The organism is Treponema sp. R6D11, from assembly GCF_054786075.1.
In genome coordinates this window covers 1-8,594 of record NZ_BDHD01000081.1, presented here as the reverse complement: position 1 = coordinate 8,594, position 8,594 = coordinate 1, and the positions used below count along the sequence as shown (strand labels likewise).

Here is an 8,594-nt window from a genome sequence, read left to right as displayed (position 1 = left end):
CAATATCTTTACTTGCTTTCTTGCCAATAATTTTCTCATAAAATTTTGTCGACAACCCATTTGCTGGTCTTATTGACTTGACGTTTTCAGGATTAAACTGTTCTCCTTTTTTAATGTCTTTTACTACATAAAGCGAACGCCTGAATTTTAACGATGGAATTTCTGCCTCAGTTGCACCATAAAACACGTCTCCAAATGACTGGTATGCGGTATTTACATCGTTAACCAAATTATTCATTTCGGACGGTTCCATGGAAAATGTGCTATCTACACCTCCTTCCGCCCTTGAAAGGGTAAAATGCTTCTCAATAACTTTAGCGCCTAACGCAATACTCGCAACTGACACGGCGGTTCCTAAAGTGTGATCTGACAAACCAATAACGCAATCGGGAAATTGTTGTTGCATATCGGTTATTGTCAACAAATTTGTGTCTTTTGGAACAGCGGGATATGTGCTGGTACATTTCAACAAAACAACTTCAGGGCAGCCATTTTCTTTTAGTATACGCACGCTTTCTTTTAATTCTTCCAGTTGTATCATACCTGTAGACATTATAATAGGTTTCCCAGTTTTAGCGGTATATTTTAAGAGTGGCAAGTCGTAGTTCTCAAAACTTGCAATTTTGTAAAAAGGCATGTTTAGTTTTTCAAGAAAATCAACCGCAGAAAAATCAAATGGGGTACTGAATCCGATCATTCCCAATTCTGCGCATTTGTCAAATATCGGTTTATCCCAATCCCAAGGAGTATATGCTTTACTATATAGCGAATAAAGGGTTTCCCCTTTCCAAAGACTGTTATTATCTTTTATTTTAAATTCATCTCTGTCAGAATCTATCGTTATCGTATCGGGAGTATAAGTCTGGATTTTTAGCGCATCAACGCCTGTTTTTGCCGCCGCCTCTACAATAGCCAATGCTCTTTCAAGGCTTTGGTTATGATTCCCGCTCATTTCGGCAATAATAAATGGTTTGGTTAATTCTTTAAACATTATTTATTTTTACAATTATATCATCTCTGATATTAATTTCTTCTTTCCCAGTTTCCCATTCGTCTTTTAACAAGCCAAATAAATGTACCCCTATGCGTTTTCCATTTTTAATTTTATGCAAACGCAAAAATCCTTCTTCTGTAAACAATAAACTTTTATGTATTGCTAAACTTTTTGTGTTACCTTCAAAAACTTCGCTGTAAATCTTTTCCATACCAAGGATATTAAAAGAATAATCAATAGCTGTACTTAAAGATTTAGTCATTAGTCCCTTTTCATTAATATTTTGGCTCTTGTAAAAACCCAACTCGGCAATTTTATTCTCTTTATCAATATTTTTTATATTCACAGCACCAAAAGGTTGGTCTTCTTCATTAAGAATAACTAAACAAATTTGGTTATTGTCATTCTTTAAGCGTTTTATCCATGCAAGATGATCGTCTACGCTTATTTCATTTCCTGTGAACATCCATTCCCGAATATATTTTTCATTTCTTATTTCTAAGACTTGTAGTTGGATTTTTTTATCCAAGTCAATTAACGGAATTAATCTATATGTTTTTGACATATAAATAATCTTCCTTAAAATCATCTAAATTATTATCAGAATCATATTTTGCCTCATTTGTTGCTTTTTCTCCATCAGGAACCAATTTTATTAATTCCTTTATCGGGAAAGTTCCTTTGCCATAATGTAGATGTGAGTCATATTCACCTTTATAATCGCCGTCGGTTAAATGGTACATACGGGGATTTAACGCAAGAAATTCTTTGATTAATTCAAATGGCTCTTTTTTCATTGAATTGGCGGCACATATTGCGTGACCAAAATCAAGGCAAAAATCTATCATTAATTCGTTGGAAATATATTTTATTTCTTCAGGGGTAGCCCCCAGACATTTTTCCCCATTCAATCCTTTCATAGGCTTATTTTCTATTACACATCGTGAATCAACAAATGGTTTAAGTTGACTTATCGTCTCTTCAATTTTTCCGTTAACCCCGGAATGAAATATAATAGTTTCCGATTTTAATGCGTCGGCGAATTGAAAAGTCTCCTGCAACTTTTTTTTATTATTCTCGCGTTCTTCTGGCAACGAAAGATTCATTCCGGCAAATGAATGTGGCGCATGAATTATTATTGGCATGGGAAGCTGTTTCCAATACCCGATAGTATCATTAATACTGCCTGGTACGGTAAATAATTCTATATATTGAAAATATCCCGCTTCATAAAATGATAGGATATCTTTGGTATAATTAACGTTTTTACTGCCAAGTTTTAAGCCTAGTTGCATATCCTCAATTAAGCCTCTTAAACCCGCTTTGACACACAGGTCCTTTTAACAGTTTTGCACTGGTATTTTCATCTATAGATTTTTTTATCAATGTAAACACTTCTTCTACCGTACCAATATACTTTTGCGCTATATCTTCGGTATGGGCAAAACTGCAATAAAAGGAATTTACCGCTAAATATCCACGAGCCAGCATTTCCTGAGTGAACAAAGTCTTAAGAACCAACGGCTCTTTATCCTGAAAATCAAAATGACTTAACGGATAAATGGAACCAACATGAATTGAAAGTCCTGTCTTTTTTGCTATGCTGTTCCAGCCATTCTGTACAATCTTTCCAATATTTATTAGGTGTTCCTGAACTTTGTGCTGTTCCATTTTCTGTATTGTCGCCAAAGCCGCAGTAGGACCGATACGTTCCGTCCAATAAGTGCTACTGATAAATGAATCCTGAGCGGCATCCATAAATTTTTTCTTGCCAATAATGGCAGCCATAGGGTATCCGTTACTCATTCCTTTGGCGAAGACGGCAATGTCCGGTTTTATGTTATACAAAAGATGCGCGCCGCCAAGATTAAGCCGCCACCCGGCTGTTACCTCGTCAATTATCAAAGCTATTCCGTTTTTTTCCGTCTCGGAATGAATGTGCTCCCAGAAACCTTCTTCCGGCTCAACATTACGGATTGGCTCCATTACCACAGCGGCAATTTTGCCTTTATGTTTTTCCAATAAGTTTTGAAATTCCGCTTTGTTGTTAAAATTGAACGGAAAGGACGTATCTTTTAAATGGCGAGGCACTCCTGCTGGTTTTAGACCAGGTAATAATTGTCCGTCAAGCGCCGAGTCATTGGAAAGATTTGCCGCTATGTACCAGTCATGCCAGCCATGATAACCGCAGAAAAGAACGATGTCCTTACCTGCGGCGGCTCTGGCTATCCGTACAGCCACCATCATAGCTTCTCCGCCACTGCGTGTGAAACGTGCCATTTCCGCCCAGGGGTGAAGCTGAATCAGTTTTTGGGCAAGTTCAACTTCTTCTGGCGGGTTTAACGTCGTCATGTTGCATGCGTCAATGACATTTTTAATAGCACGATTAATATCATCGTCTGCATATCCAATCGTATTTGCGCCAATACCCATATAACTTACATCTATATATTCCTTGTCGTCCAAATCCCAAACCTTACAGCCTTTTGCTTTTTTATAATATGCAGGCCAATAATCAGGCAAAAGCTGTTCAGGACGTTTGCTTAAAAGCTGCGTACCGCCTGGAATGATTTTTTTTGCCTGTACATACAAATCTTGTGATTTACCCATTTTTACAACCTCTTAACCAATTTATATTTCATTTCAGCCATGATCCAGTCATCATTAGTATCAATATCTTGAATTTCCTGTTCATTCATAATATATGCCATAGTTTTAGGCGGAGTAAGAGATTTTCCCTTGAGCAATACTGCGGTTTTGATCATATAAAACATTCCTACGTCAAAATATTTTGGCGTTAAATCCTGCGAACGGATTAATTGGGCGTTCCTGTCGTTGGGAATAAGAATCCCATTTTCTATTTTCATTGCCCATTCTATAGGGACAGGAAATTTACACACCGGTTGTAATGCTTCATTACCTGATTCAATCAGTTGATTATATGCGTTTTGTAATGTCTGCCCTGAAAGGAAAGGGACACAGGGATATATGCAGCATATATACTCAAATTCCTGACCTTCTTTTTTGTAATTATTGATTACTTCTTCCAAAACGTCAAAAGTTGTGGCAAAATCATCCGCTGTTTTCGCAGAACGCATAAAAGGGATATTTGCACCGTTGTTCTTTGCGATTTCCGCTATTTCTTCACTATCAGTTGAAACCATAATTTCAGAAAAAATACCGGAATCTTTGCATGCGTTTATCGCATAACTTAGCATAGGCTTACCAAAAAATTCTTTTATGTTTTTTTTGGGTATTCGTTTTGAACCGCCTCGAGCGGTGATTATCGCTATAATATTTTTCATAATTCTTTATTTATTCCAATTGTAGGGTAAAATGATATTTTCATCATTAACCGCTAATTTTTTTAAAGCATCATAAGATATAGTTTTGTCTTTCAATAAAGTGTAATTACTGATATTTTCTTTTAAGTTTTCAAGTGAATCTATACCAATTACGATATATGACACATATTCGTTAACATAAACAAAACTCATACAAAGCGCGGCAATATTTATAGAATAATCTTTTGCAAGTTGATGTATTTCTCTTAAGTAATTTCTGACAGAATCAAAACGGCTATCAACTTTATCAGGATCAATAAAAAAAAGCCCTTGTAAAAAAACTGATCTCACATATATATCAATTCCTCTGTTATTAAATTCTGAAAATAAACAGGCAAATCTTTGATCAAAAATATTATATGGGATCTGAACAATATCGCAAGGCAAATTGTTTTTTAAAATATATTCCGCCTCAAATGGATGATATAATGAAAAACCAATTTTCTCTGTTTTTCCCGCTTCTTTTATTTTTATGAAATCATTAATATAGTTTTGATTTTCTTGAAAAATAGAATAGTTATGAAACAAGTATCCGTATATTTTTTCAGTTTTAAGTTGACTAAGAGAATTATCTATCCATTGAAACGGACGAAGTTCCATATTCGCCGGATACTTTGTAATTATTTGAAATTCTTTTCCAGTATGAGCAATTCCTTCCCCAAGCACTGTTTCGCTGTTACCATAAGCGCTTGCGGTATCAATCATTGTAATTCCGTTATCATGGGCTAAATTTAGAATTTTAACGACTTCTTCTTTGGGTATTTTCCCGTTGGTATTATTAATCCCGTAATCTAAGCCAAATTGGGCTGTACCTAAACAAAGCTTCATTCTTATTTATTTTCAATTCCACTTTATATCATGAGGATATGTATATACATTATTTTTATGTAAAATTGTTACGCCTATTCTTTCATCCGGTATATCTCTTTGAATATATCCTGAATGACTGCTTAAAACTCTGCATATTTCCGTATATAACGGATTCCATGTAAACATTTTGGAATAATCCATTTTATACGATGATACACCTTCATAATGAACATAAGCATTCTTATATGGAAACGGAGGCTGGAAATCCTTAATAATCAAATACCCATTATTACAAAGACATCTGTCAGCTTCATAAGCAATTTTAAATAAATATTTTCTATCACACAAATAAAGAGAAAACCCAAACAAAATCAAATCAAAATAATTTTCTTCAAAAGGTAAAGTATCTGCGGTACCTACCTGTAAATTTAATTTATATTTTTCTCTACCATTTTTAACAGCATCACCTGATGGATCAAGTCCATAATATTCAGCATTTGGAAAAATCGCTTTAAGTAAATTAAGACGACTGCCATCGGCACAACCGATCTCCAATATACGTTTTGGATTGGAAAGCTCGACAAATTTAATGGCTTTCAATACTATATCGGCATCATCTGCTTCTATAATTTTTTTATTATTTCTTTGAAACCATGCGTTTCCTTCGCCGGATAAAAAAATATCTTTTTGGTTCATGGAATCATCTCCTGTTCATTTTTTCATATTTATTATCTAGTAGCACTCACATTTTCAATGATTGAATCAACAACATATTTTACATCGTCATCTGACATTTTTGGGAACAATGGAATACTTAAGCATTTATTGTAATACGATTCGGACTCAGGATAGTCTTTTGCTCTATATTCCCCATATTTCTTCACAAAGTACGGTTGGCTGTTAACCGGAATATAATGCACTTGCGTTCCCATTTTTTTTTGTTTTAACTCTTCCATAACCTGTTTTCTTGTTTTTCCGATTTTATCATAATCAATTTGCAATACATATAAATGGAAACAGCTATCAACATTTTTTTCTTCATATGGAATTGTTATATTTTGTATATTTTGAAAAGCTTTATTGTATGTGTTAACAATTTCCCTGCGCCGTTGTTTGAAAAATGTAAGTCTGGACAATTGACTGCGACCTAATGCCGCCTGAATATCGGTCATACGGTTATTACTACCAAGTAACTGCATTTCATAATACCAAGGACCCGGATTTTTGCTTAATTCTTTTTCGTCCTTTGTAATTCCAATGGTTCGTAACTTCAAAAGCCTTTTATACAAAACTTCATTATTTGTTGTAATAGCGCCGCCTTCTCCTGATGTAATTGTCTTTACAGGGTGAAAAGAAAAAATAGTCATATCAGATTTATGACAACATCCGACAGGCTTGCCATCGGCATAGTTTGAACCAATTGCGTGTGCGGCATCTTCAATTATGTGCAAATTATGTTTATCTGCTATTTTCTTTATCTCGTCAATATCAATTGTCTGACCCGCAAAATCAACAGGGATAATAACTTTTGTTTTTGAAGTTATTTTTTTTTCTATTTCCTTCGGAGAAATATTATAAGTACGCTGGTCTATATCGGCAAATACTGGAACCAGATTATTGGTTATCAGGCAGTTGGCTGACGCGACAAAGGTTATTGGTGTGGTAATCCCCTCCATTCCAGTATCAATTTCAAGGGCAGCTACGGCTATATGTAATCCTTGTGTTGCATTTGATACGGCAACACAGTATTTTGCATATGTGATCGATTTTATCTCATTCTCAAATTGTTCTATTGCAGGACCTTGCGTTAAATAGTCAGATGCTAAAACCGCTTCAACGGCTTTTTTGTCGGCTTCATCAATCCATTGTCTGCCATAGGGAATAAATTCACGCATTAAATATTTCCAACTTTTGCTTTATTTTTTTCTATCCATTCCTTTAGTTCTTTAATTGTCATCCATTGCTGGTTATTATCTGATGAATAAATAAAACCTTCGGAAACAAGTTTACCATCTTTTATTCTTTGAACATCTTTACTCCATTCATGAATCTGAGGAAGTATTTTAAAATGTTCGTCATACTCATAAGTATAAGCGGCATCCTCAACACCTATCATTTGTTCATGTAATTTTTCACCGGGTCGTACGCCAATTATTTTTTGCTTTGCTGTTTCTGAAACGGCTCTTGCAATATCAGTTAATTTCATGGAAGGAATTTTTTTTACGTATATTTCTCCGCCTTCCATGTCGTCAAAAGCGTGCCAAACAAGTTCAACGCCCTGTTCAAGCGAAATCATAAAACGAGTCATTCGTTCATCTGTTATGGTTACTTCTCCGTTTTTTGCCTGCTCGATAAAGAGGGGAATAACAGAACCTCTTGATCCCATAACATTTCCATATCTTACAATCGCAAAACGGGTATCTTTTTTCCCTGCATACGAATTACCAGCAATAAACAACTTGTCACTGCATAATTTTGTCGCCCCATATAAATTGACAGGCTGGCTTGCCTTGTCTGTACTCAACGCAACGCAGCGTTTAACACCTTTATCTATACAGGCGTCTATTAAATTCATTGCGCCGTTTATGTTGGTTTTTACACATTCAAAAGGATTGTATTCGGCTGTTGGAACAATCTTTGTCGCCGCGGCATGAACTACATAATCAATTCCGTCAAGAGCTCTATATAAACGTTCCCTGTCGCGGACATCGCCAATAAAGAAACGAACCCTTTCATCGTTTTGGAATTTCTTTGCCATTTCCCATTGCTTCATCTCATCACGGGAATAAATGATGAGTTTCTTTGGATTGTACTTTTCCAATGTCATTGGTACAAAAGTATTTCCAAAAGAACCTGTTCCGCCTGTTATTAAAATTGTTGAATTAGTTAACATTTAATCTCCTTTTCTTTATTTATTTAAGAATGTATAAATAATATCAAATAATTTTTCATTATTTGAATCATTGGTAATATTCACCTGACTTGAATAATATTGGTCAACAACAAGCCGATGCGTATTATCATATATCGATTGTAAAAAATTAAGTAATTCATATTCGCTGAATGAAAAATCTTGAATAAATTCATATGCATTTTTCATATCATTGTTATTCGTTATTTTTTTTGCACCTGGAGCATATTCATAAAAAAAATTACCAAAAATAAATACTGGCTTTTCTTTTATCAATGCTTCAATGGCAGCTGTTCCGGTACAAGTTGCAACAGCAATTGAATTATTTATCAATTCTTGAGAATCAACATTACTTTTTATAAATTTTATTCTTGTATTATTTGTTTGTATATTATAAGCAGATAATAATATTTTATTTTTTTCGGATAAGAAAGAAGAAATATATGATGAAATTTCTCCTTTTAAATTAAAATATTCTTTATGTTTTAATAATGCTTTTAATATAAGTTTAATACTTTTTTTAATAATTTTTATT

The 8,594-nt window shown here is 34.4% G+C and carries 10 protein-coding genes; all 10 read right to left on the bottom strand.

Annotated features, from left to right (window positions below; genetic code table 11):
• Nucleotides 1-991 (bottom strand): pseudaminic acid synthase (pseI, locus tag ACYVTD_RS08095; RefSeq protein ID WP_461247269.1); only part of this gene is annotated, 991 nt, incomplete at its 3' end.
• On the bottom strand, nt 984-1,559 hold the full coding sequence (gene pseH / locus ACYVTD_RS08090) for a UDP-4-amino-4,6-dideoxy-N-acetyl-beta-L-altrosamine N-acetyltransferase (RefSeq protein WP_461247268.1): 576 nt from the start codon (nt 1,557-1,559) through the stop codon (nt 984-986). The genes pseH and pseI, both read right to left, overlap by 8 nt.
• Complete coding sequence (locus tag ACYVTD_RS08085) at nt 1,543-2,289, bottom strand: TIM barrel protein (RefSeq protein ID WP_461247267.1); 747 nt, start codon at nt 2,287-2,289, stop codon at nt 1,543-1,545. Before ACYVTD_RS08085 ends, pseH begins: the two co-directional genes overlap by 17 nt.
• A gap of 4 nt (nt 2,290-2,293) precedes the next feature.
• Nucleotides 2,294-3,604, bottom strand: a complete 1,311-nt coding sequence (locus ACYVTD_RS08080; protein WP_461247266.1) for an aminotransferase class III-fold pyridoxal phosphate-dependent enzyme — start codon at nt 3,602-3,604, stop codon at nt 2,294-2,296.
• A gap of 2 nt (nt 3,605-3,606) precedes the next feature.
• Nucleotides 3,607-4,299: a pseudaminic acid cytidylyltransferase gene (gene pseF / locus ACYVTD_RS08075; RefSeq protein ID WP_461247265.1), complete on the bottom strand. Its 693-nt coding sequence runs from the start codon at nt 4,297-4,299 to the stop codon at nt 3,607-3,609.
• A 6-nt stretch (nt 4,300-4,305) separates the two neighbouring features.
• Nucleotides 4,306-5,166, bottom strand: coding sequence for an aldo/keto reductase (locus tag ACYVTD_RS08070; protein ID WP_461247264.1), 861 nt, complete (start codon nt 5,164-5,166; stop codon nt 4,306-4,308).
• Between the two features lie 12 nt (nt 5,167-5,178).
• A complete protein-coding gene (locus tag ACYVTD_RS08065) occupies nt 5,179-5,844 on the bottom strand; it encodes a class I SAM-dependent methyltransferase (protein WP_461247263.1) in 666 nt (221 codons plus the stop codon).
• Between the two features lie 32 nt (nt 5,845-5,876).
• A complete protein-coding gene (gene pseC / locus ACYVTD_RS08060; protein ID WP_461247262.1) occupies nt 5,877-7,043 on the bottom strand; it encodes a UDP-4-amino-4,6-dideoxy-N-acetyl-beta-L-altrosamine transaminase in 1,167 nt (388 codons plus the stop codon).
• Entirely contained in the window at nt 7,043-8,041 is a 999-nt protein-coding gene (gene pseB / locus ACYVTD_RS08055; RefSeq protein WP_461247261.1) for a UDP-N-acetylglucosamine 4,6-dehydratase (inverting), read from the bottom strand. Before pseB ends, pseC begins: the two co-directional genes overlap by 1 nt.
• A 15-nt stretch (nt 8,042-8,056) precedes the next feature.
• Nucleotides 8,057-8,594: capsular polysaccharide export protein, LipB/KpsS family (locus ACYVTD_RS08050; RefSeq protein ID WP_461247260.1), on the bottom strand; the 538-nt coding region annotated here is incomplete at its 5' end.